General features: G+C 73.7%; 24 protein-coding genes. 17 read left to right on the top strand and 7 right to left on the bottom strand.

Features of this window, described 5'->3' with window-relative positions; all coding sequences use genetic code 11:
• Positions 1 to 5 precede the first annotated feature (5 nt).
• The 9 genes from ACI79Y_RS04370 to ACI79Y_RS04330 all read left to right on the top strand — a co-directional run bounded on the left by ACI79Y_RS04370 (position 6) and on the right by ACI79Y_RS04330 (position 9,705).
• Positions 6 to 2,561, top strand: coding sequence for an ATP-dependent Clp protease ATP-binding subunit (locus tag ACI79Y_RS04370; protein ID WP_457157295.1), 2,556 nt, complete (start codon positions 6 to 8; stop codon positions 2,559 to 2,561).
• Positions 2,562 to 2,736: 175 nt separating this feature from the next.
• Positions 2,737 to 3,504 carry a helix-turn-helix transcriptional regulator gene (locus ACI79Y_RS04365; RefSeq protein WP_457157294.1) on the top strand — a complete coding sequence of 256 codons (768 nt, stop codon included), beginning with the start codon at positions 2,737 to 2,739 and terminating at the stop codon, positions 3,502 to 3,504.
• Positions 3,501 to 4,943 (top strand): Fe-S cluster assembly protein SufB, encoded by a 1,443-nt coding sequence (sufB, locus tag ACI79Y_RS04360; protein ID WP_457157293.1) that lies wholly within the window; start codon positions 3,501 to 3,503, stop codon positions 4,941 to 4,943. The genes ACI79Y_RS04365 and sufB overlap by 4 nt, the downstream gene beginning before the upstream one ends.
• Complete coding sequence (gene sufD, locus ACI79Y_RS04355; RefSeq protein ID WP_457157292.1) at positions 4,943 to 6,286, top strand: Fe-S cluster assembly protein SufD; 1,344 nt, start codon at positions 4,943 to 4,945, stop codon at positions 6,284 to 6,286. Before sufB ends, sufD begins: the two co-directional genes overlap by 1 nt.
• Position 6,287: 1 nt before the next feature.
• A complete protein-coding gene (locus ACI79Y_RS04350; protein WP_457157291.1) occupies positions 6,288 to 6,629 on the top strand; it encodes a non-heme iron oxygenase ferredoxin subunit in 342 nt (113 codons plus the stop codon).
• 19 nt (positions 6,630 to 6,648) lie between these two features.
• Entirely contained in the window at positions 6,649 to 7,497 is an 849-nt protein-coding gene (sufC, locus tag ACI79Y_RS04345; RefSeq protein WP_457157290.1) for a Fe-S cluster assembly ATPase SufC, read from the top strand.
• Positions 7,494 to 8,846, top strand: coding sequence for a cysteine desulfurase (locus tag ACI79Y_RS04340; protein ID WP_457157289.1), 1,353 nt, complete (start codon positions 7,494 to 7,496; stop codon positions 8,844 to 8,846). Before sufC ends, ACI79Y_RS04340 begins: the two co-directional genes overlap by 4 nt.
• Positions 8,846 to 9,331: a Fe-S cluster assembly sulfur transfer protein SufU gene (gene sufU / locus ACI79Y_RS04335; RefSeq protein ID WP_457157288.1), complete on the top strand. Its 486-nt coding sequence runs from the start codon at positions 8,846 to 8,848 to the stop codon at positions 9,329 to 9,331. The genes ACI79Y_RS04340 and sufU overlap by 1 nt, the downstream gene beginning before the upstream one ends.
• On the top strand, positions 9,328 to 9,705 hold the full coding sequence (locus tag ACI79Y_RS04330; RefSeq protein ID WP_457077168.1) for a metal-sulfur cluster assembly factor: 378 nt from the start codon (positions 9,328 to 9,330) through the stop codon (positions 9,703 to 9,705). Before sufU ends, ACI79Y_RS04330 begins: the two co-directional genes overlap by 4 nt.
• A 63-nt stretch (positions 9,706 to 9,768) precedes the next feature.
• Here ACI79Y_RS04330 and ACI79Y_RS04325 read toward each other — a convergent pair whose 3' ends face one another.
• Together ACI79Y_RS04325 and ACI79Y_RS04320 are read right to left on the bottom strand one after the other, a co-directional pair.
• Positions 9,769 to 10,227 (bottom strand): hypothetical protein, encoded by a 459-nt coding sequence (locus ACI79Y_RS04325; RefSeq protein WP_457157287.1) that lies wholly within the window; start codon positions 10,225 to 10,227, stop codon positions 9,769 to 9,771.
• Between the two features lie 82 nt (positions 10,228 to 10,309).
• Positions 10,310 to 12,142, bottom strand: a complete 1,833-nt coding sequence (locus ACI79Y_RS04320; RefSeq protein ID WP_457157286.1) for an SCO7613 C-terminal domain-containing membrane protein — start codon at positions 12,140 to 12,142, stop codon at positions 10,310 to 10,312.
• A 136-nt stretch (positions 12,143 to 12,278) separates the two neighbouring features.
• On the opposite strand from ACI79Y_RS04320, the gene ACI79Y_RS04315 reads away from it, so the two are divergent.
• The 7 genes from ACI79Y_RS04315 to ACI79Y_RS04285 all read left to right on the top strand — a co-directional run bounded on the left by ACI79Y_RS04315 (position 12,279) and on the right by ACI79Y_RS04285 (position 19,025).
• Positions 12,279 to 13,880, top strand: a complete 1,602-nt coding sequence (locus tag ACI79Y_RS04315; protein ID WP_457157285.1) for an ABC-F family ATP-binding cassette domain-containing protein — start codon at positions 12,279 to 12,281, stop codon at positions 13,878 to 13,880.
• A gap of 461 nt (positions 13,881 to 14,341) precedes the next feature.
• Entirely contained in the window at positions 14,342 to 14,572 is a 231-nt protein-coding gene (locus ACI79Y_RS04310) for a helix-turn-helix domain-containing protein (protein ID WP_457064284.1), read from the top strand.
• Positions 14,569 to 15,357, top strand: a complete 789-nt coding sequence (locus ACI79Y_RS04305; RefSeq protein ID WP_457157284.1) for an enoyl-CoA hydratase/isomerase family protein — start codon at positions 14,569 to 14,571, stop codon at positions 15,355 to 15,357. The genes ACI79Y_RS04310 and ACI79Y_RS04305 overlap by 4 nt, the downstream gene beginning before the upstream one ends.
• 133 nt (positions 15,358 to 15,490) lie before the next feature.
• A complete protein-coding gene (locus tag ACI79Y_RS04300) occupies positions 15,491 to 17,371 on the top strand; it encodes an ABC transporter ATP-binding protein (RefSeq protein WP_457157283.1) in 1,881 nt (626 codons plus the stop codon).
• Between the two features lie 50 nt (positions 17,372 to 17,421).
• Positions 17,422 to 17,889 (top strand): SgcJ/EcaC family oxidoreductase, encoded by a 468-nt coding sequence (locus ACI79Y_RS04295; RefSeq protein ID WP_457157282.1) that lies wholly within the window; start codon positions 17,422 to 17,424, stop codon positions 17,887 to 17,889.
• Entirely contained in the window at positions 17,886 to 18,704 is an 819-nt protein-coding gene (locus ACI79Y_RS04290) for a sulfurtransferase (protein WP_457157281.1), read from the top strand. Before ACI79Y_RS04295 ends, ACI79Y_RS04290 begins: the two co-directional genes overlap by 4 nt.
• A gap of 42 nt (positions 18,705 to 18,746) precedes the next feature.
• The gene (locus ACI79Y_RS04285) at positions 18,747 to 19,025 is read left to right on the top strand and encodes a hypothetical protein (RefSeq protein WP_457157280.1); all 279 of its coding nucleotides are present in this window, start codon (positions 18,747 to 18,749) and stop codon (positions 19,023 to 19,025) included.
• A 23-nt stretch (positions 19,026 to 19,048) separates the two neighbouring features.
• On the opposite strand, the gene ACI79Y_RS04280 is transcribed toward ACI79Y_RS04285, so the two are convergent.
• The 4 genes from ACI79Y_RS04280 to ACI79Y_RS04265 are packed head-to-tail and all read right to left on the bottom strand — an operon-like array spanning position 19,049 to position 23,601.
• Positions 19,049 to 19,204, bottom strand: coding sequence for a hypothetical protein (locus ACI79Y_RS04280; RefSeq protein ID WP_457157279.1), 156 nt, complete (start codon positions 19,202 to 19,204; stop codon positions 19,049 to 19,051).
• Between the two features lie 11 nt (positions 19,205 to 19,215).
• The gene (locus tag ACI79Y_RS04275; protein ID WP_457157278.1) at positions 19,216 to 19,947 is read right to left on the bottom strand and encodes a sirohydrochlorin chelatase; all 732 of its coding nucleotides are present in this window, start codon (positions 19,945 to 19,947) and stop codon (positions 19,216 to 19,218) included.
• A 20-nt stretch (positions 19,948 to 19,967) separates the two neighbouring features.
• The gene (locus ACI79Y_RS04270; protein ID WP_457157277.1) at positions 19,968 to 20,729 is read right to left on the bottom strand and encodes an SDR family oxidoreductase; all 762 of its coding nucleotides are present in this window, start codon (positions 20,727 to 20,729) and stop codon (positions 19,968 to 19,970) included.
• A 7-nt stretch (positions 20,730 to 20,736) separates the two neighbouring features.
• The gene (locus ACI79Y_RS04265; protein ID WP_457157341.1) at positions 20,737 to 23,601 is read right to left on the bottom strand and encodes an aconitate hydratase; all 2,865 of its coding nucleotides are present in this window, start codon (positions 23,599 to 23,601) and stop codon (positions 20,737 to 20,739) included.
• A gap of 173 nt (positions 23,602 to 23,774) precedes the next feature.
• Between ACI79Y_RS04265 and ACI79Y_RS04260 the strand changes: the two genes are divergently transcribed.
• Positions 23,775 to 24,518, top strand: a complete 744-nt coding sequence (locus ACI79Y_RS04260) for an SIR2 family NAD-dependent protein deacylase (RefSeq protein WP_457157276.1) — start codon at positions 23,775 to 23,777, stop codon at positions 24,516 to 24,518.
• A 129-nt stretch (positions 24,519 to 24,647) separates the two neighbouring features.
• On the opposite strand, the gene ACI79Y_RS04255 is transcribed toward ACI79Y_RS04260, so the two are convergent.
• Entirely contained in the window at positions 24,648 to 25,550 is a 903-nt protein-coding gene (locus tag ACI79Y_RS04255; RefSeq protein WP_457157275.1) for an IclR family transcriptional regulator, read from the bottom strand.
• Positions 25,551 to 25,592: the final 42 nt, after the last annotated feature.

Below are 25,592 nucleotides of genomic sequence, written 5' to 3'. Positions count from 1 at the left end.
GACTGATGAGCAGCGGTTTCCCGGGCGGTCCCTTCGGCGGCAGCCCCTTCGACGACTTCTTCCAGGCGTTCCTCGGTCCCGGGGCGCGTCGTGGGATGCAGCGGGTCGACATCACCCAGCTGCTGAGCTCGCACTCCCGGGAGGTGGTCTCCGCCGCGGCGCACCAGGCCGCGGAGTGGGGCAGCACCGACCTGGACACCGCCCACCTGCTGTGGGCCCTGGCCGGGCACGAGCCGACGCGCACCCTGCTGGCCCGCAGCGGCGCGGACGCCGACGGCCTGCGCGACGCCCTGGCCGCGGAGCTGCGGGGCGGTGAGGCCACCGGGCAGCCGCCGGCGCTGACCCCGGCGGCGAAGCGGGCCCTGCTCGACGCCCACCAGGTGTCGCGCGCCAGTGGTTCCACCTACATCGGCCCCGAGCACCTGCTGTTCGCCCTGGCGCTGAACCCGGAGTCCGGCGCGGGCCGGGTGCTGGGGAGCGCCCGGGTGACCCCGGAGGGGCTGCAGCGGGCGGCGGCGGGCGGTCCCGTGCCGACCGGCGGTGCCGGTGGGGGAGAGCAGCCGCCGTCGAACACCCCCACGCTCGACGAGTACGGCCGCGACCTCACCGCGCTGGCCCGGGACGGCAGGATCGACCCGGTCATCGGCCGCGCGCAGGAGATCGAGCAGACCATCGAGGTGCTCTCCCGGCGGAACAAGAACAACCCGGTGCTCATCGGCGAGGCCGGCGTCGGCAAGACCGCGATCGTGGAGGGCATCGCCCTGCAGATCGTGGACGGCGACGTCCCCGAGTCGCTGCGCGACCGCCGGCTGGTCGAGCTGGACCTGACCGGTCTGGTCGCCGGCACCCGCTACCGCGGTGACTTCGAGGAGCGGCTGAAGAAGGTGATGGACGAGATCCGCGAGCACAGCGACGAGGTGATCGTCTTCATCGACGAGCTGCACACGGTCGTCGCCGCCGGCGGATCCGAGGGCTCGGCGGGCGCGGGCAACATGCTCAAGCCGGCCCTGGCCCGCGGGGAGCTGCACATCGTCGGCGCCACCACACTGGACGAGTACCGCCGCAACATCGAGACCGACCCGGCCTTCGAGCGCCGCTTCCAGCCGATCCTGGTCCCGGAGCCCAGCGTGCTGGACACCGTGGAGATCCTGCGCGGGCTGCGCGACCGGTACGAGGCGCACCACCAGGTGCGGTTCACCGACGAGGCGCTGGTCGCCGCGGCGGAGCTGTCGAGCCGGTACATCACCGACCGGCACCTGCCGGACAAGGCGATCGACCTGATCGACCAGGCCGGCGCGCGCACCCGGCTTCGGGTGCGGCGGCCCACCACCGACCTGCGTGCGCTCGAGCAGCGCGTGCTGGAGCTGCAGCGGGAGAAGGACCAGGCGGTCGCCGCCGAGCAGTACGAGCGGGCCTCCGCGCTGCGCGACGAGTGCCAGGCGGCGCAGGCCGAGCTGGAGCAGGCCCGGTCCGGCGGGGGCGCCGGCATCCCCGAGGTGGGGACGACGGAGATCGCCGAGGTGGTCTCCCGGGCGACGGGGGTGCCCGTGGCCCAGCTGACCGAGGAGGAGCGCGACCGGCTGCTGCGGCTGGAGGACGTGCTGCACGAGCGGGTCGTCGGCCAGGACGAGGCGGTCGGGGTGGTCGCCGAGGCCATCCGGCGCTCGCGTGCCGGGCTCGGTGACCCGGACCGGCCGATCGGCAGCTTCCTGTTCCTCGGCCCGACCGGCGTCGGCAAGACCGAGCTGGCCCGGGCGCTGGCGGAGGCGCTCTTCGGCGACTCCGACCGGATGGTCCGGCTGGACATGAGCGAGTTCCAGGAGCGGCACACGGTCAGCCGGCTGGTCGGCTCGCCCCCCGGCTACGTGGGGTACGAGGACGCCGGTCAGCTCACCGAGGCGGTGCGTCGCCGGCCGTACTCGGTGGTGCTGTTCGACGAGGTCGAGAAGGCCCACCCGGACGTGTTCAACACGCTCCTGCAGCTGCTGGACGACGGCCGGCTCACCGACTCGCAGGGTCGGACGGTCGACTTCACCAACACGGTGGTGATCATGACCAGCAACCTGGGGTCGGAGGCGATCGTCAACGCCGGCCGGGGCCCGCTGGGCTTCACCGCCGGCGGGGACGCGGGCGACGACCTGCGGGACCAGGTGATGCGGCGGCTGCGGGAGGCGTTCCGGCCGGAGTTCCTCAACCGGATCGACGAGATCGTCGTCTTCCGGCAGCTGGAGGCCGAGCAGCTGGCCCGGATCACCGACCTGCTGCTGGACGAGACCCGGCGCCGGCTCAGCGCGCAGGACATCGAGCTCCAGGTGACGCCCGAGGCGGTCTCCTGGCTGGCCGAGCGCGGCTTCGAGCGGCAGTTCGGTGCCCGGCCGCTGCGGCGTGCCATCCAGCGGGAGGTGGACAACCAGCTGTCCCGACTGGTGCTCGGCGGGGAGCTGGGTGCCGGTCAGCGGGTCCGGGTCAGCGTGGTGGACGCCGAGCTGGAGTTCGCCGTCGAGGACGCCGCGCCGAACACCGTGGCCACGGCTGAGAGCGAGGCCACCGCCGGGGTGTGAGCTGCCTCTCGGGAGGCCCGCAGGTAAGGGCGACCTTGCTTGCGGGCCTCCCGATTAAGCACACAATCGTGTTGTGGAAACTGCTGCGACCCGTGCCCCGACCCCGGCTCCGGCCGGTGCCGGGACCGTGTCGTCCCCGGCCCCGACGGGGGAGGACGGGCGCACCCGCAACCGGGTGAGCGCCCTGCTCCTCGAGCACGGCCCGCAGTCCGCCGCCGAGCTCGCCGGCCGGCTGGGGATCTCCCCGGCCGCCGTCCGCCGGCACCTGGACGGTCTGCTCGCCGCCGGGCGGGTCTCCGAGCGCGAGGCAGCCGCGGGGCGTCGCGGCCGGGGGCGCCCCGCCCGCCGGTTCGCGCTCACCGAGGCGGGGCGGGAGTCGTTCCCGCACGCCTACGACGACCTCGCGCTCACCGCGCTGCGCTTCGTCGCCGCCCGCGGCGGCCCCGAGGCGGTGCGCGAGGTCGCGGAGCAGCAGCTCGCCGGGCTGGAGGAGCGCTGCTCCGCCGCCGTCGAGCAGGCGCAGCGGGGCGCCGCAGGGCCGGTGGACCGCGCCGAGGTGGTCGCCGCGGCGCTCACCACCGAGGGCTACGCCGCCATGGCGCTCTCGCTGGGCGGTGGCGCGACCTCCGGCGGCGAGCAGCTGTGCCAGCACCACTGCCCGGTGGCCCACGTGGCCGCCGAGTTCCCCCAGCTGTGCGAGGCTGAGACCGCGGTGATCAGCCGGCTGGTCGGTACCCACGTGCAGCGGCTGGCCACCATCGCCCACGGGGACGGCGTCTGCACGACGCACATCCCTGCCCGCACCCTCCGCGCCGGGAACAAAGCCGCCCCGGCGCGCCCTGTACCTGCTGGTCGCGCTGCTGCCTCCGTCGCTCTGGACGGACCGGCCGGCGCCAGCACTCGATCCACCCCCTCGATCGACCGGGAGAGGACCCCCGCATGACCAGCACCCAGCAGCCGGTGACCAGCGCACCGATGACGCAGGACGAGACGATCGACGCGCTCGGCCGCTACAAGTACGGCTGGGCGGACGCCGACGTCGCCGGCGCCTCGGCCACCCGTGGCCTCAACGAGGACGTCGTCCGCGACATCTCGCGCCGCAAGAACGAGCCCGAGTGGATGCTCGAGCGCCGACTCAAGGCGCTGAAGATCTTCGGCAAGAAGCCGATGCCCGACTGGGGCTCGGACCTCTCCGGGATCGACTTCCAGAACATCAAGTACTTCGTGCGCTCGACCGAGGCCCAGGCCACGACGTGGGACGAGCTGCCCGACGACATCAAGAACACCTACGACAAGCTGGGCATCCCCGAGGCGGAGAAGCAGCGGCTGGTCGCCGGTGTCGCGGCGCAGTACGAGTCCGAGGTCGTCTACCACAAGATCCGCGAGGACCTCGAGGAGCAGGGTGTCCTGTTCCTGGACACCGACACGGCGCTGCGCGAGCACCCGGACCTCTTCCGCGAGTACTTCGGCTCGGTGATCCCCTCCGGGGACAACAAGTTCGCCGCGCTGAACACGGCCGTGTGGTCCGGCGGCTCCTTCATCTACGTGCCGCCGGGCGTGCACGTGGAGATCCCGCTGCAGGCCTACTTCCGGATCAACACCGAGAACATGGGCCAGTTCGAGCGCACCCTGATGATCATCGACGAGGGCGCCTACGTGCACTACGTCGAGGGCTGCACCGCGCCGATCTACAAGACCGACTCGCTGCACTCCGCGGTCGTCGAGATCATCGTGAAGAAGAACGCGCGCTGCCGGTACACGACCATCCAGAACTGGTCGAACAACGTCTACAACCTGGTCACCAAGCGGGCCGTGGCCCACGAGGGCGCGACCATGGAGTGGGTCGACGGCAACATCGGCTCCAAGGTGACGATGAAGTACCCGGCCGTGTGGATGACCGGTGAGCACGCCAAGGGCGAGGTCATGTCCATCGCCTTCGCCGGCGAGGGCCAGCACCAGGACGCCGGCGCCAAGATGGTGCACGCCGCGCCGCACACCTCCTCGACGATCGTGTCGAAGTCGGTGGCCCGGGGCGGTGGCCGCACCTCCTACCGCGGCCTGGTGCAGGTCGACGAGGGCGCCTACGGCTCCAAGTCGACGGTGAAGTGCGACGCGCTGCTGGTCGACACGATCAGCCGCTCGGACACCTACCCCTACGTCGACGTCCGCGAGGACGACGTCGCGATGGGCCACGAGGCGACCGTCTCCCGGGTCAGCGAGGACCAGCTCTTCTACCTGATGAGCCGCGGTCTGTCCGAGGACGAGGCGATGGCGATGGTCGTGCGCGGCTTCGTCGAGCCGATCGCCCGGGAGCTGCCGATGGAGTACGCCCTGGAGCTGAACCGCCTGATCGAGCTGCAGATGGAAGGTGCCGTCGGCTGATGTCGAGCCCCGACACGAACAACACCACCGCCGACGAGCTGGGCCCGGAGGCGCTGGCGGCTGCCGAGACCTCGCAGCTGGCCGGCGAGCTCTTCGCCCCGGGCGTCGGTGCCCAGGCCGGCCCGCCGACCACCCCGGCGGCCGGCACCGGCACCGCCGGCGACGTCCCCGCGGGGTCGCACTCGCACGGCGGTCCGGCCCCGACCGGCTCGCCGGCCGAGCGGTTCACCTCCACCGACCCCGACGCCTTCGGTGTCGTGACCGGCCGGGAGGAGGAGTGGCGCTTCACCCCGATGCGCCGCATCCGGCCGCTGCTGGACGGCGCGCCGTCGCAGGCGCAGCTCACCTGGTCGACCGACCTCCCCGAGGGCGTCGAGCTCACCAGCGTCGAGGCCGACGACCCGCTGCTCAAGGGCCTGCCCGAGCCGGTCGACCGGCTGGCTGCGCTGACCCGTCAGCGCAGCGGTGGCGCGGCCGTCGTCCGGATCGCCAAGGAGGCCGTGCTCGACCGCCCGGTCACCCTGGGGCTGGCCGGCACCGGCGGTGACGAGGTCGTCTGGGGCCAGCTGGTCGTCGAGGTCGGCGCGTTCGCGCAGGCCACGGTCGTGCTGGACCACAGCGGCCTGGCCCGGTACGCCGGCAGCGTCTCCTTCCTGCTCGGCGACGGCGCGCAGGTCACCGTCGTCTCGGTGCAGGACTGGGCGCCCGGCGCCGTGCACGGCGCCCAGTACGACTCCGTCATCGGCCGGGACGCCAGCCTCAAGCAGGTCGCGGTCACCCTCGGCGGCGACCTGGTCCGGCTGGTGAACAACGTGCAGTACGCCGGCCCCGGCGGCTCGGTCGACATGCTCGGCGTGTACTTCGCCGACGAGACCCAGCACCAGGAGCACCGGCTCTGGGTCGACCACGCGACGCCGAACTGCTCCAGCAACGTCGTCTACAAGGGCGGCCTGCAGGGGGAAAAGGCGCACACCGTGTGGGTCGGCGACGTCCGGATCCGCCCGGCGGCCACCGGCACCGACACCTACGAGCTCAACCGCAACCTGGTGCTCACCGACGGCGCCCGCGCCGACTCGGTCCCGAACCTGGAGATCGAGACCGGCGAGATCGTCGGCGCCGGCCACGCCAGCGCCACCGGCCGGTTCGACGACGAGCAGCTGTTCTACCTCTGCTCGCGCGGCATCGACGCCGAGACCGCCCGCCGCCTGGTGGTGCGCGGCTTCTTCGCCGACGTCGTCCAGCAGATCGGCCTGCCCGAGCTGCAGGACCGGCTGATGGGCACCATCGAGCGCCGGCTCGGGGCGCTCCCCGACCTGGACGACCAGCCGGTCGAGGTGGCCTGAGATGGCGTTCGAGCGGGTCTGCGCCCGGTCCGAGGTGCCCGAGGACGGCGCGCTGCGGATCGAGCTCGCGGACGTCGACGTGGCGGTCGTGGACTTCGACGGTGAGCTCTTCGCCGTCGAGGACCGCTGCTCCCACGCCGACATCCCGCTGACCGAGGGCGACATCGAGGAGGTCGACGGCGCGCCCACCATCGAGTGCGCGCTGCACGGCTCCTGCTTCGACCTGCGCACCGGCCAGCCCACCAACCTCCCGGCCACCGAGCCGGTCCCCGTCTACCCGGTCCGGGTGGAGGGCGACGACGTGCTGATCGACGTCGACGCCCCCCTCGCCGCGGCCAACTGACCAAGGAGCGACAACACCCGTGACCAGCCCCACCGCGACCCCGTCCGCCACCGGCCTGCAGGCCGGCAGCGTCCTGGAGATCCGCGACCTGCACGTCACCGTCGGCGAGGGCGACGAGGCCAAGGAGATCCTCCGCGGCGTCGACCTCACCGTCCGCGGCGGCGAGACCCACGCGATCATGGGCCCGAACGGGTCGGGCAAGTCGACCCTGGCCTACTCGATCGCCGGGCACCCCAAGTACACGATCACCGGCGGCACCGTGACCCTCGACGGCGAGGACGTCCTCGCGATGAGCGTCGACGAGCGCGCCCGCGCCGGCCTGTTCCTGGCCATGCAGTACCCGGTCGAGGTCCCCGGCGTCTCGGTGTCGAACTTCCTGCGCACCGCGGCCACCGCCGTCACCGGGCAGGCGCCGAAGCTGCGCACCTGGGTGAAGGACGTGCGCACCGAGATGGAGAACCTCGAGATGGACTCGGCGTTCGCCGAGCGCAACGTCAACGAGGGCTTCTCCGGTGGTGAGAAGAAGCGCCACGAGATCCTGCAGATGCGGCTGCTCAAGCCGAAGGTGGCGATCCTCGACGAGACCGACTCCGGCCTGGACGTCGACGCGCTGCGGATCGTCTCCGAGGGCGTCAACCGGGCCAAGGCCGACAGCCCGGTCGGCGTCCTGCTGATCACGCACTACACGCGGATCCTGCGGTACATCAAGCCCGACTTCGTGCACGTCTTCGTCGCCGGCCGGGTCGTCGAGGAGGGCGGCCCGGAGCTCGCGCAGAAGCTCGAGGACGAGGGCTACGCCGCTTACGTGAAGGACTCGGCCGAGCAGGCCGCCACCGAGAAGGCCAGCGCGGAGGCCCAGCAGTCATGACCGAGACCGTCTCGCGTCCCGCCGGGGCGCAGCAGGCGCCCCTCCCGCTGGACGTCGAGGCGATCCGGGCGGACTTCCCGATCCTGTCCCGCACCGTCCGCGACGGGCGCCGGCTGGTCTACCTCGACTCCGGCGCCACGTCGCAGAAGCCACGCTCGGTGCTCGACGCCGAGCGCGACTTCTACGAGAACCACAACGCCGCCCCGCACCGTGGCGCGCACCAGCTCGCCGAGGAGGCCACCGGCCTCTACGAGGCGGCCCGGGCGAAGGTGGCCGCGTTCATCGGGGCGCCGGAGAACGAGGTCGTCTTCACCCGCAACAGCACCGAGTCGATCAACCTGGTCGCCTACGCGCTGAGCAACGCGGCGACGGCGAAGGAGCCGGAGTTCCGCCGGTACGCCGTCGGGCAGGGCGACGAGATCGTCGTCACCGAGATGGAGCACCACGCCAACCTGCTGCCCTGGCAGCAGCTGTGCGAGCGCACCGGGGCGACCCTGCGCTGGCTCGGGCTCACCGACGACGGCCGGCTGGACCTGTCCGACCTCGCCACCGTGGTCAACGAGCGGACCAAGCTGGTTGCGGTCACCCAGCAGTCGAACATCCTCGGCACGATCAACCCGCTCGAGGAGATCATCGGCCGGGCGCACGAGGTCGGCGCGCTGGTGCTGGTCGACGGCGCGCAGTCGGTGCCGCACCAGCCGGTCGACGTCACTGCGCTCGGCGCGGACCTCCTGGTGTTCTCCGGGCACAAGATGCTCGGCCCCACCGGGGTCGGCGTGCTGTGGGGCCGGTACGAGGTGCTCGACGCCCTCCCGCCCTTCCTCACCGGCGGCTCGATGATCGAGGTCGTCCGGATGGAGGGCAGCACGTTCATGCCCCCGCCGCAGCGGTTCGAGGCCGGCGTCCCGATGACCGCGCAGGTGATCGGCCTGGGCGCGGCCGTCGAGTACCTCGAGCGCCTGGGCATGGACAAGGTGCTGGCGCACGAGGAGGCGCTCACCGAGTACGCGCTGGCGCAGCTGCAGGCGATCCCCGGCGTCACCGTGATCGGCCCGCCGGACACCGTGGCCCGCGGTGGGGCGATCAGCTTCACCGTCGAGGGCATCCACCCGCACGACGTCGGCCAGGTCCTCGACGACCTCGGCGTCGAGGTCCGGGTCGGCCACCACTGCGCGTGGCCGGTGGTCCGCCGCTACGGCGTGCCGGCCACCACCCGCGCCACCTTCTACGTGCACACCGGCTACGACGACGTCGACGCGCTCGTCGATGCGGTGCGGGAAGCCCAGCGCTTCTTCGGTGTTGCACCTGCTGTGGACGGTGCCTCGGGGAGCAGGGGAGCGGCGAGCTGATGCAGCTGGAGTCGATGTACCAGGACATCATCCTGGACCACTACCGGAACCCGCACGGGCGCGGTCTGCGCGACCCGTTCGAGGCCGAGGTGCACCACGTCAACCCGACCTGCGGCGACGAGGTCACCCTGCGGGTGCACCTCGAGACGGACGCCGCCGGCGACCCGGTCCTCTCGGACGTCTCGTACGAGGGGATGGGCTGCTCGATCAGCCAGGCGTCGGTGTCGGCCATGTACGACTTGGTGCTCGGCAAGCCGGTGCCCGAGGCGCTGGCCACCGGCGAGCACTTCATGACGCTGATGCAGAGCAAGGGCGACGCGTCCGTGGCCCAGCAGCTGGAGGACGAGCTGGAGGACGCCATCGCGTTCGCCGGCGTCTCCAAGTACCCGGCCCGGGTCAAGTGCGCGCTGATGAGCTGGATGGCGCTGAAGGACGCGAGCGCCCGCGCGCTGTCCGCAGCCCCGACCGAGGGAGTGAACCGATGAGCGAGACCACCGAACCGGCTCCGGCCGAGGGCATCTACGGCGGCAAGTCCGCCCTGCTGGAGGACGTCGAGGAGGCCATGCGCGACGTCGTCGACCCCGAGCTGGGCGTCAACGTCGTCGACCTGGGCCTCGTCTACGGCCTGGACGTCGACACCGAGTCCAACGTCGCGATCATCGACATGACGCTGACGTCCGCGGCCTGCCCGCTGACCGACGTCATCGAGGACCAGGCCCGCCAGGCGCTGACCGGCGGCCCCGGTCCCGGCCTGGTCGACGACATCCGGATCAACTGGGTCTGGATGCCGCCGTGGGGACCGGACAAGATCACCGACGACGGCCGCGAGCAGCTCCGCGCGCTGGGCTTCCGCGTGTAGCGACGCTGTGTCCCGACGAGGGCCCGCACCCCGCCCGGGGTGCGGGCCCTCGTCGTGTCCGGGTCAGTCGCACCCCACCCCGCGGTCGGCCCGCGGCCACGCTTCCACCGCGCCGGAGTCGCCCACCAGGTAGGCCGCACGCGGGTCAGCGCCGGCCGGCAGCCACAGCCGCGCGCCGTTCTCATTGTGGAAGCCGGTGGCGACCGCGTCACCGGGCAGGAGCGTCTCACCGTCGAACGCCGCGGCGAGGGCGGGGGAGACGACCCCCTCGGGGTCCCGGACGAACTGGAGCCGCTCGCCTGCGCCCGGCGGCCAGGCCATGCGCAGGAACAGGGCCTGCTCCCAGTCGCAGTGGTCCTCGCCACGGTAAAGGTGCAGTTCCTCCTGGCTCAGCGGACCGGCATCGTCCGACCATGTGCCGAGGAACGGTGAGTCCGTGCCGCCGCATGCGCCGACGCCCAGCGCCACCAGGGCGGTCAGTGCCCCGGCGCAGGCCCGGTCCCGCCACCCTCGCCGCCTCATCGGCCCAGCATGGCCCAGTGGGCGCCCGGATGGTCGATCAGTGGCCCGGACCGATGCGTGCAGTGGCTGTAACGACCCCGCGTCAGCGCAGGTCGGCGACGCGGGTGAGGGCCGCGCGCGCCCGTGAGCGTCGCTCCTCGTAGGCCGCGCCCGCCGCCAGCAGGACGGCGCCTGCGGACCCGACGGCCAGCAGGCCGGTGAACGGCAGGTGCGCGACCAGCCGGCCGAGCGCCACCGCCGTCAGCGAGGCCGCCCCCACGACCAGCGGCGCCTGCACCTGCCGGCGGCCGCCGGCGACGGCGGTGACCGTGGCGGCCAGGACCACCAGCACCAGGCGGGTCACGTCCGGCCCGGTCGCCGCCAGCCACACCGACGGCACGAAGGCGACCACCAGCCCCGGGCCCCACGCCGGCCATGAGGCCCCGGTGGCCAGCCGCCGCCCCGAGTACAGCCACAGCACCGTCGCGGCCGGCAGCGTGTACGCCTCCGGCACGCCGACGCCGGCCTGCCCCGCGGCTGTCCAGGCCGCCAGCACCAACGCGACGCACCCTCCGGCCCGGACCGGAGCCCGATCGGTCACCGAGCCGGAGGCGACGAAGCCCGCGCCGACCACGGCGAGCCCCACGGCGAGGCCGGACAGCCCCGACCCGCGCCCCAGCTCGGCGAGCCCGGCGACGGCGACCGCGGCCGCCGTCCAGGTCAGCGGCAGCTCCGACCGGTGCCCCCGCAGCGCGGTGGCGCTGCCGGCGGCGAGCAGGACCAGCACCACCAGCAGCCAGCCGGCCACCGCCGGCCCGAGGGTGCCGTCGGCCTCGGCCAGCAGCACGGCGGCGGCCAGGCAGCCCACCGCGACCGGCAGTGCCCCGGGGCGGTCGGTCGGCTGCCGGGCGGCGACCACGACCGCCGGCACCGCGGCGGAGGCGAGCAGGGCGGCCAGCGCCGACCAGTGCCCCGACCCGAGCAACTGCACCACGGCGGTGCCGGTGAGCACCCCGGCGGTGGCGAGACCGGTGGGGCGCAGCAGGGCAGCGGGTTCCGGGGAGGCCACCGCGCCGATCACCGCCGCGAGCGCGAGCCCCAGGTACCCGCTGGTCATCACCCCGACCAGCCCGGCCGCCTGCAGCACGCCCGAGACGGCCGCTCCGGCCACCAGCCCGGTGAGCACCGGAACGGCCGGCCGGGGACCGAGCATCGACCGCAGGCCCCGGCGGCGGAGGGCCAGCAGCGCGCCGGCCGCCAGGAGCATCAGTGCGGCCGGGGCCAGGGCCGTGCCCACCGCCTCCGTCGTCCAGACCACGGCGGCGCCCTCGACCACCCCGGTCGACCACCAGGCCGCGGCCGTCACCAGCGTGACCACCGCGACGGCGTGCCGCGCGGCGAACGTGACCGTGAGCCCGGCGACGGCGGTGGCCAGCACGGCGGTCGCGTGCGGGGCCAGGGACAGGCCGGACCCGGTGAGCGCGCTCAGCACCGCGCCCTGCCCGGCTCCCCAGGCCGCGATCGGCCAGGTGAGGGTCGTCCGGCCGATCAGGCCGACGACGGCGAACACCGCGGCGAGCAGGGCGAGCAGCACCCCGGTCGGGCCACCGGGGCCCTCCCCGGCCGACCACGCGCCCACCGCGGCGAGCACCACCGCGGCGGAGGCGAGCGCCTCCTCGCTGCTGCGCAGGCCCCGGCGCCCGGCCCGCAGCGAGCCCAGCGTCGCGACGACGGTCAGCAGGGTGACCACGAGCAGGCCCGGGACCGAGCCGGCGTCGGTGAGCGACGCGGCGCCGGCGGCCACCACGGCCACCGCGCCGGCGCCCAGGAGCACCTGCTGCGGGGCGACGTCCCCGGTGCCGGTCTCCGCCGGGGTCGGGCGTGACGGCAGGGGCCGCCCCAGCGGGGGCGGGTACTCGACCTCCGGCCTCGGCACGGTGGTCCTCCTCCCGCTGACGGCTGCCCTCACGCTACGGCGGCCGCCGCCGCGCGGCGGCCTGGACCGGGGGTGACGCCGAGGTCACCCGGTAATGGGGTCGGCGGATGGCGGTCGAGCGCCTACCATGGGATCAGTGATCACGACGACCGGCCTCGAGCTGCGCGCCGGCGCCCGGATCCTCATCAGCGACGCCGATCTGCGGGTCCAGCCCGGTGACCGCATCGGGCTGGTCGGGCGCAACGGTGCCGGCAAGACCACCACCCTCACCACCCTGGCCGGGGAGCGGGTGCCGCACGCCGGCAAGGTCGACGTGACCGGTGAGCTCGGATACCTCCCGCAGGACCCCCGCAGTGGGGATCTGGACATCACCGCCAGCGACCGGGTGCTCTCCGGTCGCGGTCTCGACGTCCTCAAGGCCCAGCTGACCAAGGCGCAGATCGCGATGGCCGAGCCGGCCGACGACGCTGAGCGTGACCGGGCGGTGCGCCGCTACGGCCGGCTGGAGGACCAGTTCGCCGCTCTCGGCGGGTACGCCGCGGAGTCCGACGCGGCCCGCATCTGCACGAACCTCGGCCTGCCGGACCGAATTCTCGAGCAGCCGCTGCGCACCCTCTCCGGCGGCCAGCGCCGCCGGGTGGAGCTGGCCCGGATCCTGTTCTCCGACGCCGACACCCTGCTGCTCGACGAGCCGACCAACCACCTGGACGCCGACTCGATCACCTGGCTCAAGGGCTACCTGGCCAGTCACCGCGCCGGCCTCGTGGTGATCAGCCACGACGTCGAGCTGCTGGAGGCCGTGGTCAACAAGGTGTGGCACCTGGACGCCAACCGGGCGACCGTCGACATCTACAACCTCGGCTGGAAGCGGTACCTGGACGCCCGGGAGACCGACGAGCGCCGCCGCAAGTCCGAGCGGGCGAACGCCGAGAAGAAGATCGACGCGCTGACCAGCCAGGCGGACAAGATGCGCGCCAAGGCGACCAAGGCCAAGGCCGCGCAGAGCATGGACAAGCGCGCCGCCCGGCTGGCCGCCGGCCTGGCCGAGGTGCGGGTGCAGGACAAGGTCGCCAAGCTCCGCTTCCCGACCCCCGCCCCGTGCGGGAAGACCCCGCTCACCGCTGAGGGGATCAGCAAGAGCTACGGCTCGCTGGAGATCTTCACCGGCGTCGACCTGGCGATCGACCGGGGCACCCGGGTCGTCGTGCTCGGCTTCAACGGCGCGGGCAAGACCACGCTGCTGCGGATGCTGGCCGGCACCGAGAGGCCGGACACCGGCGAGGTGAAGGCCGGGCACGGGCTCCGGGTGGGCTACTACGCCCAGGAGCACGAGACGCTGGACATGGACCGCACGCTGCTGGAGAACATGCGCTCGGCGGCCCCGGACAGCACCGACACCGAGCTGCGCCGGATCCTGGGCGCGTTCCTCTTCTCCGGCGAGGCGGTCGACCAGCGCACCGGCACGCTCTCCGGTGGCGAGCGGACCCGGCTGGCCATGGCCACCCTCGTCGTCTCCGGCGCCAACGTGCTGCTGCTGGACGAGCCGACCAACAACCTCGACCCGGCCAGCCGGGAGCAGGTGCTCGAGGCGCTGCGCACCTACGGCGGCGCGATCGTGCTCGTCACGCACGACGAGGGCGCGGTGCGGGCGCTGAACCCGGACAAGGTGATCATCCTGCCCGACGGCACGGAGGACACCTGGAGCGAGGACCTCGCCGACCTGGTCACGTTGGCCTGACGACAGCCGCGGGAGCATCGCAGGGAGCGCCAGCGACCGAGGAGCGGACTGCGGCGCGGAGTCGGGCCCGGGTCTCGCGCCTGACGACAGCCGCGGGAGCATCGCAGGGAGCGCCAGCGACCGAGGAGCGGACTGCGGCGCGGAGTCGGGCCCGGGGTCTCGCGCCTGACGACAGCCGCGGGAGCATCGCAGGGAGCGCCAGCGACCGAGGAGCGGACTGCGGCGCGGAGTCGGGTCGGGGTCTCGCTCGCGTAACGGCTCACTCTTGGTCAGCGGAGCATCCTCGGCCCTGACCTGCGGCGCTTGTCGAACTCGGCTGCGCGCGGTCTTGTTGCGGTGGCCGACCTCCGTCGGGTGGGTGATCATCGGTGCTGGGACGCCGAGGTCACCGGGACACGGCGCCGGGGGATCAGCGGGAGACCACCGACGGCGTCGGTGGTCACCTGACACGGAGGGGAGTCATGGCCGACTCGAGCACTGCGGACCTGAGCAAGGGCAAGCGCATCACTGGCGACGACCGGAGTTCGCTCGCCGACGAGCTGCGCGCCCGGTACGACGGCGGGGAGAGCATCCGGTCGCTGGCCAGCTCCACCAACCGCTCCTACGGGTTCGTGCACCGGCTGCTCTCGGAGTCGGGGGCCACGCTGCGTGGCCGGGGTGGCGCCAACCGGAACGCGAAGAAGTCTGCGTGACGTCGGCCCCGGCAACCGGGGCCGACGCCGACGGGTGGGTGCGGACGGCGCGCGACGGCGCCGTCCTCACCGTCACCCTCGACCGCGCCGACCAGCTGAACGCGCAGACGCCGGCCACCTGGGCGGCGCTGCGTGCGGTGGGGGAGTCCCTGGACGACGCCGTGCGGGTGGTGGTCGTGCGCGGTGCCGGCCGGTCCTTCTCCGCCGGGCTGGACCGCACCCTGTTCGACCCGTCGGCCACCACCGGCGGCGGGCTGGGGGAGCTGGCGGCCCTGCCGGCCGAGCTGGCCCAGGACCGGATCCGCGGCTACCAGGCCGGGTTCCGCTGGCTGCGGTCGCCAGGGATCGTGTCGGTCGCCGCGGTGCAGGGGCACGCGATCGGCGCCGGCGCCCAGCTGGCGCTCGCCTGCGACCTGCGGGTGGTCGCCGACGACGCGCAGCTGCGGCTTCCCGAGGCGAGCCTGGGGCTGGTGCCCGACCTCACCGGCACCAGCACCCTCGTCGAGCTGGTCGGCTACAGCCGGGCGGTGGAGATCTGCCTGACCGGGCGGGCGGTGGGCGCGGCCGAGGCGGTGGCCACCGGGCTCGCCAACGTCGCCGTCCCGGCCGAGCAGCTGGACGCGACGGTGAGCGACCTGGTCGCGGCGCTGCTGGCGCCGGACGCCGGGGCCGCCCGGGAGACGCTGGCGCTGCTGCGCTCGGCGGTCCGCAACGGCCCCGAGGTGCAGGACGCCGCCGAGCGGGCGGCCCAGGTGCGCCGGCTCGGCGCGCTCGCCGCCGGCTGAGCGACTGGACCGCCGAGGATCCGGAGGGGTCCTTCGTCGGACGCCCGCTCCGGAACAAGCACCGCCGGGCGCCTGTTGCCCCGCTTGATCACGCCGTCACAGCACGGAAGGCGGTGCCGCGGTGGACGGCTCGATGACCTCCATGGCCGCGATGCGGTCGTTCAGCCGGGACTCCTCGGTCACCGCCCGGGAGATCCCGAAGGGCACGGTGGGGCGGATCCTCGCCATCGCCGGGCCCTATCGGCGTGAGCTGATCGCCTTCCTCGCGCTCGTCGTCTTCTCGTCGGTGATCGGCGTGGTCACCCCGCTGCTGGCCGGGGACATCGTCAACCGGATCGCCGGGCTGGAGGGCACCGCCGGCGGCGTCGTCCGGATCGCGCTGGTCATCGCCGGCCTGGCGGTGCTGGACGCCGGGAGCTCGCTGGCCCAGCGCTGGTACTCCGCGAGGATCGGCGAGGGCGTCATCTACGACCTGCGCAGCCGGGTCTTCGGTCACGTGCAGCGCATGCCGGTCGCCTTCTTCACCCGCACCCAGACCGGCGCGCTGGTCAGCCGGCTGAACAACGACGTCATCGGCGCGCAGCGGGCGTTCACCTCCACGCTCTCCGGCGTCGTCTCCAACGTGATCGCCCTGGTGCTCACCGCCGGCGTCATGCTGACGCTGTCCTGGCAGATCACCCTGCTGTCCATCGCCATGGTGCCGCTGTTCGTGGTCCCCGCCCAGCGGGTCGGGAAGCGGCTGCAGTCGATCACCCGGGAGTCCTACGGGCTCAACGCGTCGATGAACGCCACGATGAGCGAGCGGTTCAACGTGGCCGGCGCGCTGCTGGTGAAGCTGTTCGGCCGCCCCGAGGCCGAGGCGGAGTCGTTCCGCGGCCGGGCGGCCCGGGTGCGCGACATCGGCGTGCTCTCGGCGATGTACGGCCGGGCGTTCTTCACCGCGCTCACCCTGGTCGCCGCGCTGGCCACCGCCCTGGTGTACGGGCTGGGTGGCTGGCTGGCGTTCACCGGCTCGCTGTCCGCCGGTGACGTCGTCGCCCTGGCCCTGCTGCTCACCCGGCTGTACGGCCCGCTGACCGCGCTGGCCAACGTGCGGGTCGACGTGATGAGCGCGCTGGTCAGCTTCGACCGGGTGTTCGAGGTGCTCGACCTGCAGCCGATGGTGGCCGAGGCGCCGGACGCCGTGCCGGTGCCCGCCGACGACCGCTCGGTCGAGTTCGACCGGGTCTCCTTCCGCTACCCGGCCGGCGCGGAGGTCTCGCTGGCGTCGCTGGAGGACGTCGCCGTCCCCGAGCACGGCGGCTCGGCGGACGTGCTGCACGACGTCTCCTTCCGGGCCGAGCCGGGGCAGCTGGTCGCGCTGGTGGGCAGCTCGGGGGCGGGCAAGTCGACGATCGCCGCGCTGGTGTCGCGCCTCTACGACGTCACCGGCGGGGCGGTGCGGGTCGGCGGGGTCGACGTCCGGCAGGCCACCAGCGACTCGCTGCGCGACGCGATCGGCGTCGTCAGCCAGGACGCGCACCTGTTCCACGACACCATCGGCGCGAACCTCCGGTACGCCAGGCCCGACGCGACCGAGGAGGAGCTGTGGTCGGCGCTGACCGGGGCGCGGATCGCGGCGCTGGTGCACTCCCTGTCCGACGGGCTGGACACCGTGGTCGGCGACCGCGGCTACCGGATGTCGGGCGGGGAGAAGCAGCGGTTGGCGATCGCCCGGGTGCTGCTCAAGGCGCCGGGCATCGTGATCCTGGACGAGGCGACCGCGCACCTGGACAGCGAGTCCGAGGTCGCCGTCCAGCGCGCGCTGGACACCGCGCTGGCCGGCCGCACGTCGCTGGTGATCGCCCACCGGCTGTCCACGATCCGCAACGCCGACCAAATCCTGGTGGTCGACGACGGCCGGATCGTGCAGCGCGGCACCCACGAGGAGCTGCTCGCGGCCGGCGGTCACTACGCCGACCTGTACCGGACCCAGTTCACCGACGGCGGGCCGCGAACCGTCGAGGTCGGCTGACGACTAGCGTCACTCCTGAACCACGAGCACCACGTCCCAGGAGTTGAGCGTTGAGCGCAGGCCATCCCCACGACACCCAGATCCGGGCTCTCTACGCCCGCTTCCTGGCCGGGTGGAACCAGCGCAGCGGCGCCACGGTCTCCTCGGTCTTCGCCGACGACGGCGACCTCATCGAGCTCGACGGCACGATCCACAGCGGACGGCTGCAGATCGCGTCGGACATGCGACGGCTGTTCGCCGAACGGGCCACCCCGACGTTCGTCGGGATCGTCCGATCGCTGCGCCCGCTCGGTGACCACATGGCGGTGCTGTACGCGGTCGCGGGCATGGTGCCGCCCGGCGCCCAGGCGCTGGAGCCGGCGTTGCACACCGTGCACTCCCTGGTCGCCGCCGAGGAGCACGGTCGCTGGCGGATCGCCGTCCTGCAGAGCACCCCGGCCCGGTACGGCGGCCGCGCCGACGTGATCGCCGCCCTCACCGCGGAGCTGGAGGCGGCCCGGCAGGGGGGCTCCGCGTGACGGTGCTGACGTCCGTCGCCGACCTCCTGCGCGATCCGGCGCCGGTGCTGCTCGACGTGCGCTGGCAGCTGGGGTCGGACACCGGTCGCGACGAGTACCTGGCCGGCCACCTGCCCGGTGCGGTCTACGTCGACCTCGACACCGAGCTCTCCGGGCCGGCGTCCCCCGAGGCCGGCCGGCACCCGCTGCCGTCGGTGCAGTCGCTGCAGTCAGCCGCGCGGCGGTGGGGGATCTCCGCCGGTTCGCGGGTCGTCGTCTACGACGCCGGACCGGGGATGGCCGCCGCCCGGGCCTGGTGGCTGCTGCGCTGGGCGGGCCTGACCGAGGTCACCCTGCTGGACGGCGGGCTGGCGGCCTGGACCGCGGCCGGCGGCCCGGTCGAGGCCGGCGACGTCGTGCCGGTGCCCGGGGACGTCACCCTCGCCGGCGGTGGGATGCCGGTGCTCACCATCGACGAGGCGGCGGCCCTGCCGGGCGAGGGAGTCCTGCTGGACGCCCGGGCCGGTGAACGCTTCCGCGGCGAGGTCGAGCCCATCGACCCGCGCGCCGGCCACGTGCCCGGTGCGGTCAGCGCGCCCACGACCGAGAACGTCGGCGACGACGGCCGGCTCGTTGCAGCCGCTGTACTGAAAGAGCGGTTCGCCCGGCTCGGCGTCACGCCGGGCTCCCGGGTCGGCGTGTACTGCGGCTCCGGGATCACCGCCGCGCACCAGGTGGCCGCACTCGCCGTCGCCGGCATCGACGCCGCGCTGTGGCCCGGCTCCTGGTCGCAGTGGTCGCACGACCCCGCCCGCCCGGTCGCCACCGGCGGGTGACGGTTCCGGCCGGGCCGGGGCTGGAGCCGCCATACTCGGCCGATGCAGAACGCGACCACTCGAGACTCCGGAACGCTCCTGCTCGCTGCCGTGGCCGGCGCCGCTCACCTGGTGGTCGGGTACTTCTACCTGGTGAGCGGTCTGGCGGTCCCGCTGTACGCGCTGCTGCCGCTGTGGCTGGCCTGGCTGGCGCTGGCGGTCTGGCTGGTCCGGCTGGCTGCTGCCCGGTCCTGGTGGACGCCGCTGGTGCCGCTCGCCGCTGCCGTCCTGCTCGTGCTGTCGCTGGTGGTGGGTGGCAACCTGCTGGGCTGGCAGGCCTGAGTCAGCGGGCAGGTGGCGGGTGGTCACTCACGCGTGTCGGGGGCGGCCGAGGCGGCTCGGACCTCTGCCGCGTGCGTGCGCAGGGCGTTGAGCACCGCGCGGTTGACGACCAAGTACAGCAGGAAGAAAAATGCCGCGATCAGCACGGGGTAGATGGCGGCGACGGCGAACGACAGCATGACCCCGGACCCTATCGGGCCGGGGAGGCGCCACGGTCCGCCCCGGCGAGGGCGGCGTCGTAGCGGTCAAGCAGGACGGCGGCGATCCGGTCGTCGGGCAGCAATGGCGCCGTGACGCAATCGGCCCCGGCTCCCTGCAGCTTGTCGTGGAAGTGGCCCGGGGCCAGCAGGTAGGCCGCGACCACCACCCGTTCCGCGCCGGCCCGGCGGGCGGCCGCGACCGCATCCGGCACGGTCGGCCGGGCCGCCGAGCCGTACCCGGTGGTCACCGGCCCTGCCCAGTCACGCTGCAGCAGGTCGGCCGTGCTCTCCACGTCGGCGACCGAGCGGGCGTCGCTCGACCCGGCCGCGGCCAGCACGATCGCCGTCAGCGGGTCGCCGGGATCGGTGCCCGCCTCACGCAGCCGGTCGGTGAGCACTGCGGCCAGCCGCGGGTCCGGCCCGAGCGGGCGGGCGGCCACCGCCTGCGGGTGTGCCTCGACCGCCCCGGCGATGTCCACGTGCACGTGGTAGCCGCCGGACAGCAGCAGCGGGACCACGACCGCCGGGGTGCCGTCGTCGGCGAGGCCGCGGACCACGTCGACCACGGTGGGCGGCTGGACGTCGACGAACGCCGCCGTCGTCCGGGTGCCCGGTCGCTGCGCCCGGGCCGCCAGGGCGAGCTCGGCGATGAGCCGCCGTCCGGTGGGGTTGCGGGTGCCGTGCGCGCAGGCGACCAGGACGGGGTGCGGGGGTGCGCTCACGACGGGCTCCTCAGGGGTGGTCACAGCGCGCGGGTGACGCCGCCGTCGACGGCGATCATCGTGCCGGTGACGTAGGAGGCGGCGGGGGAGAGGGCGAAGGCGGCGACCCGGCCGAACTCCTCCGGCCGCCCCACCCGGCGCAGCGGGATCGCGGCCTCCGTGCGGGCCCGGGCCGCCGCGGGGTCGCCGGAGCCGGCCTCGATCTCGGTGACCCGGTCGGTGGCGATGGGGCCCGGCAACAGGCCGAACACCCGGATCCCACGTGGGCCGAGCTCGTCGGCCAGCGCCTTCGCGGTCATCGCCAGCCCCGGCCGCAGCCCGTTGGAGATCGCCAGGTGGCCGATCGGCTGGCGCACCGACGTCGACAGCACGAAGCCGATCGCCGCGCCCTCGGCCAGGTGCGGCACCAGCGCCCGGACCAGCCGCAGCGGGCCGAGCAGCACGCTGTCCACACCTGCGCGCCAGGCGTTCTCGCCGACCTCCAGCACGGAGCCCGGCGCCGGCCCGCCCACCGAGATCAGTGCGCCGTCGACCCGGCCCAGCCGGTCCAGCACGGCGCCGACCAGCGCCTCGGCGGCGTCGGGCCCGGCCAGGTCGGCCGGGACGCCGAACGCCGCCGGCCCTCCACCCAGGGAGGACACGGCGGCGTCCACGGACTCGGCGCTGCGGGAGCTGATCAGGACCCGGGCGCCGTCGTCGACCAGGGCCCGGGCGGTGGCGAACCCCAGCCCCCGGCTCGCGCCGGTGAGCAGGATCCCGCGACCGCCCAGGCCCAGGTCCACGGCGAGGTCAGCCCTGCCGGAGCGACCGGAGGACGTACTGCATGATCCCGCCGTTCCGGTAGTAGTTCGCCTCACCGGGGGTGTCGATGCGCACCCGGGCGTCGAACTGCACGTCACCCGCCTGCACCTTCACCGTGCGGGGGATCGAGCCCTCGTTCAGCTCGGTGATCCCGGTGATGGTGAACTCCTCGTCGCCGGTCAGGCCCAGCGACTCGCGGTTCTGGCCCTCCGGGAACTGCAGCGGCAGCACGCCCATGCCGATCAGGTTCGACCGGTGGATGCGCTCGTAGCTCTCGGCGATGACCGCCTTGACCCCCAGCAGCGCCGTCCCCTTGGCCGCCCAGTCGCGCGACGACCCGGAGCCGTACTCCTTGCCGGCCAGCACCACCAGCGGGATGCCCTGCGCCTGGTAGGCCTGGGAGGCGTCGTAGATCGACGTCGTCTCGCCGGTCAGGTGGTTCTTGGTGACCCCACCCTCGGTGCCCGGCACCAGCTGGTTGCGCAGCCGGATGTTGGCGAAGGTGCCGCGGATCATCACCTCGTGGTTCCCGCGACGGGACCCGTAGGAGTTGAAGTCGCGGCGCTCGATGCCGTGCTCCTGCAGGTACTTCCCGGCCGGGCTGTCGGCCTTGATGGAACCGGCCGGCGAGATGTGGTCGGTGGTCACCGAGTCGCCCAGCACCGCGAGGGTGCGGGCGCCGGCGATGTCCTGCACCGGGGTCGGCTCGGCCGGCATGCCGTCGAAGTACGGGGGCTTCCGGACGTAGGTGCTCTCCGGGTCCCAGGCGAAGGTGTCCCCGGTCGGCGTCGGCAGGTTCTGCCACTGCTCGGTGCCGGCGAACACGTCCTGGTAGCTGTCCCCGAACTGCTCGGCCGAGACCGACGCGTCGATGACCCGCTGCACCTCGTGCGGCGAGGGCCAGATGTCGCGCAGGTAGACGTCCTGGCCGTCGGTGCCCTTGCCCAGCGGCTCGGTCGTCAGGTCCAGGTCCATCGTCCCGGCGAGCGCGTAGGCGATCACCAGCGGCGGGGACGCCAGGTAGTTCATCTTGACGTCGGGGTTGATCCGGCCCTCGAAGTTGCGGTTGCCCGAGAGCACCGAGACGACGGCGAGGTCGGCCTCGTTGACCGCCTTGCTGACCGGCTCCGGCAGCGGGCCGGAGTTGCCGATGCAGGTGGTGCAGCCGTAACCGACCAGGTAGAAGCCGAGCTTCTCCAGGTACGGGGTGAGCTGGGCCTTCTCGTAGTAGTCGGTGACCACCTTCGACCCCGGGGCCAGCGTCGTCTTGACCCACGGCTTGGTGGTCAGGCCGAGCTCGACGGCCTTCTTGGCCAGCAGCGCGGCGCCGATCATGACCGAGGGGTTCGAGGTGTTGGTGCAGGAGGTGATCGCGGCGATCACCACGTGCCCGTGGTCGACGAACGTCTCCGTGCCGTCCTCCATCACGACCTTGGTCGGCTTGTTCGGCCGGTCGGGGAGGACGTCGTCGGCCACGAACGGGTGGGGCTTGGCGTTCTCGTCGGCCTGCCCGCCCGCGGGGGCGGACATGGCGGCCGGCGGGTCGCTGGCCGGGAACGACTCGGCCGAGGCCTCGTCGGCGGGGGAGACCACGCCGTAGGGCTGCTCGTTGGACGGGACGCCGGGCTTGCGGTCCTCGCCGCCGAGCTCGTCGTCGGCCACGTAGGCCGGCAGCGCCTCGCGCCAGGCCTCCTTGGCGTCGGTCATCGCGACCCGGTCCTGCGGGCGCTTCGGACCGGCGATCGAGGGGACGACGGTGGCCAGGTCCAGCTCGAGGTACTCGGAGAAGGCCGGCTCGCGGGCGTCGTCGTGCCACAGGCCCTGGGCCTTGGCGTAGGCCTCGACCAGCGCGATCTGCTCGGCCGAGCGGCCGGTCAGCTCCAGGTAGGTGATCGTCTCGCCGTCGATCGGGAAGATCGCCGCGGTCGAGCCGAACTCCGGGCTCATGTTGCCGATCGTGGCCCGGTTGGCCAGCGGGACGGCGGAGACGCCGGCGCCGTAGAACTCGACGAACTTCCCGACCACGCCGTGCTCACGCAGCATCTCGGTGATGGTGAGCACCAGGTCGGTGGCGGTCGCGCCGTCGGGCAGCTCGCCGGTCAGCTTGAAGCCGACCACGCGGGGGATGAGCATCGACACCGGCTGGCCGAGCATCGCCGCCTCGGCCTCGATGCCACCGACGCCCCAGCCGAGCACGCCCAGGCCGTTGACCATGGTGGTGTGGCTGTCGGTGCCCACGCAGGTGTCCGGGTAGGCGACGACGCGGTCACCCTCGGGGCGGGGGAAGACGACGCGGGCCAGGTGCTCGATGTTGACCTGGTGCACGATGCCGGTGCCCGGGGGGACGACCTTGAAGTCGTCGAAGGCGCCCTGGCCCCAGCGGAGGAACTGGTAGCGCTCGCCGTTGCGCTGGTACTCGATCTCGACGTTGCGCTCGAAGGACTCCGGGGTGCCGAAGACGTCGGCGATGACGGAGTGGTCGATGACCAGCTCGGCCGGCGCGAGCGGGTTGATCTTCTGCGGGTCGCCGCCGAGGTCGGCCATCGCCTCGCGCATGGTGGCGAGGTCGACGATGCAGGGGACGCCGGTGAAGTCCTGCATGACCACGCGGGCCGGGGTGAACTGGATCTCCTGGTCGGGCTCCGCGTTCGGGTCCCAGTTGGCCAGGGCGCGGATGTGGTCGGCGGTGATGTTCGCGCCGTCCTCGGTACGGAGGAGGTTCTCCAGCAGGACCTTCAGGCTGAAGGGGAGCTTCTCGCTGCCCTCCACCGCGTCGAGCCGGAAGATGTCGTACTCGGTGCCGTCGACGTCGAGTGTCGACCGGGCTCCGAAGCTGTCCTTGCTGGCTGCCACTGCTTGCGCCTCACCCTCGCTGGTCCTGCGCGCGTTGTACTGCGCCTCGATGTGCCACCCGTCATCTTCCCAGGCCACTGCGGCGGATGCGGAGCAAGGCCACCCTTCCCTCACCCTCGGTGAGGGGTTCGCCGCGTGGTGGCCGGTCGAGCGGGCTCCTACCGTGGGACAGCGTGACCGTGCCCGAGCCCCTCCCGGACTGGCTGACCCGCGCGCGGCAGGTGTGCGTGCTGACCGGTGCCGGGATCTCCACCGACAGCGGCATCCCCGACTACCGGGGGCCCGACGGCGTCTGGACCCGGGATCCCGACGCCGAGAAGCTGGTCACGCTCTCGTACTACCTGGGCGACCCGGCGATCCGCCGCCGCTCCTGGCTGATGCGCCGGGACCTCGCGGCCGCCGACGTCCGGCCGAACGCCGGGCACGCGGCCCTGGCCGACCTGGCGCGGCAGGGCCGGCTGCGGGCGCTGCTCACCCAGAACATCGACGGTCTGCACCAGGCGGCCGGAGTGGCGGGGGTGCTGGAGCTGCACGGCACGGTGCACGAGGTGGTCTGCACCGCCTGCGGGGCGCGGACGCCGACGCCGGAGGTGCTGGCCCGGGTCGACGCCGGGGACGCCGACCCGGCCTGCCTCCGCTGCGGAGGCGTGCTCAAGACGGCGACGGTCTACTTCGGTGAGGCGCTGGACGCCGAGGTCCTCGACGCCGCCGCGCAGGCCGCCGGCGACTGCGACGTGTTCCTGGCCGTGGGCACCTCGCTCGGCGTCCACCCGGCGGCCGGGCTGGTGGAGGTGGCCGCCGCGCACGGCGCCCGGGTCGTGATCGTGAACGCCCAGCCGACGCCCTACGACGGCCTGGCCGACCTCGTCGTCCGGGAGCCGATCAGCGAGGCGTTGCCCCGGCTGCTGGCCGGCTGACCGCCCTCGGCCCCGCGCATCCGGGCTCACCGTGTGTGCTCCTGGCTCAGCGCAGACGGTGAGCCAGGAGCACGCACGATCAGCCTTCCTGATCCCGGGAGCGCACGCCGAGACCAGGTCGGGGTGCGCTCAGATGAGGTCGGGCTCCATCGTGCGGCGCACGGTGCGCGGGTCGACGGTGCTCACCGACGGCGCGCCGAGGGCGCGGCTGATCCCGCGGGCGGTCGCGGCCAGCACCGGGATGAGCGCATGGCTCTTCACCGTCTCGCGCTGCACGGTCACCCCGAGCGAGGCGACCACCTCGTCGCCCGGGCCGCGGACCGGTACGGCCAGGGCCAGCGCCCCGGCGGGCGGCAGGTGGTTCTCCGCGATCGCGACGCCGGTGCGGCGGACCTCGGCCAGCACCCGGCGCAGCTTGTCGACGTCGGTGATGGTGTTCGCGGTGTACCGGCGCAGCGGGCTCGCGAGCACCTCGCGCTGGACCTCCGGGTCGGCGTAGGCCAGCAGCACCTGGCCGGTGCCGGTGGCGTGCAGCGGCCAGCGCCCGCCGAGCCGGGACAGCACCCGGATCGCGCCGCGGGCGCGCAGCGCCTCCACGTAGACCACGTCGTGGCCGTCGCGGACGGCCAGGTGGATGTTGGCCCGGGTGGCGTGGTGCAGGTCGTCGAGGAAGGGCAGCGCCAGCTCGCGCAGCTGCAGCCCGTGCGGCGCCAGGGCACCCAGCTCGAGCAGGCGCAGGCCGATGGCGTACCGGCCGTCGGGGCCGCGCTCCAGGGCGCCCCACTGGCGCAGCTCGCCGACCAGCCGGTGGGTGGTGGTCAGCGACAGCCCGGTGCGGCGGCTGATGTCGGACAGCGAGAGGGAGGCGTGCTCGGGCCCGAAGGCGGCGAGCACCGCGAGGGTGCGGCCGGCGGCGGTGGCCGGTGAGGCGGGGGCGGCGCCCCCCGGGGCGGTGGCGCCCGTCGCGGACGGGCGGCTGGGGCGGCGGGCCCCGTCGGTGGTGGTCGAGTGCAGCGGCATCGTTGCCGGCATGTCGTCCTCCTGGCTCGGACCGGGGTGGGCAGACCGGCGGTG

The sequence above is a fragment of the Modestobacter sp. SYSU DS0875 genome (assembly GCF_054050915.1).
This window is presented reverse-complemented; position numbering and strand designations above follow the sequence as displayed.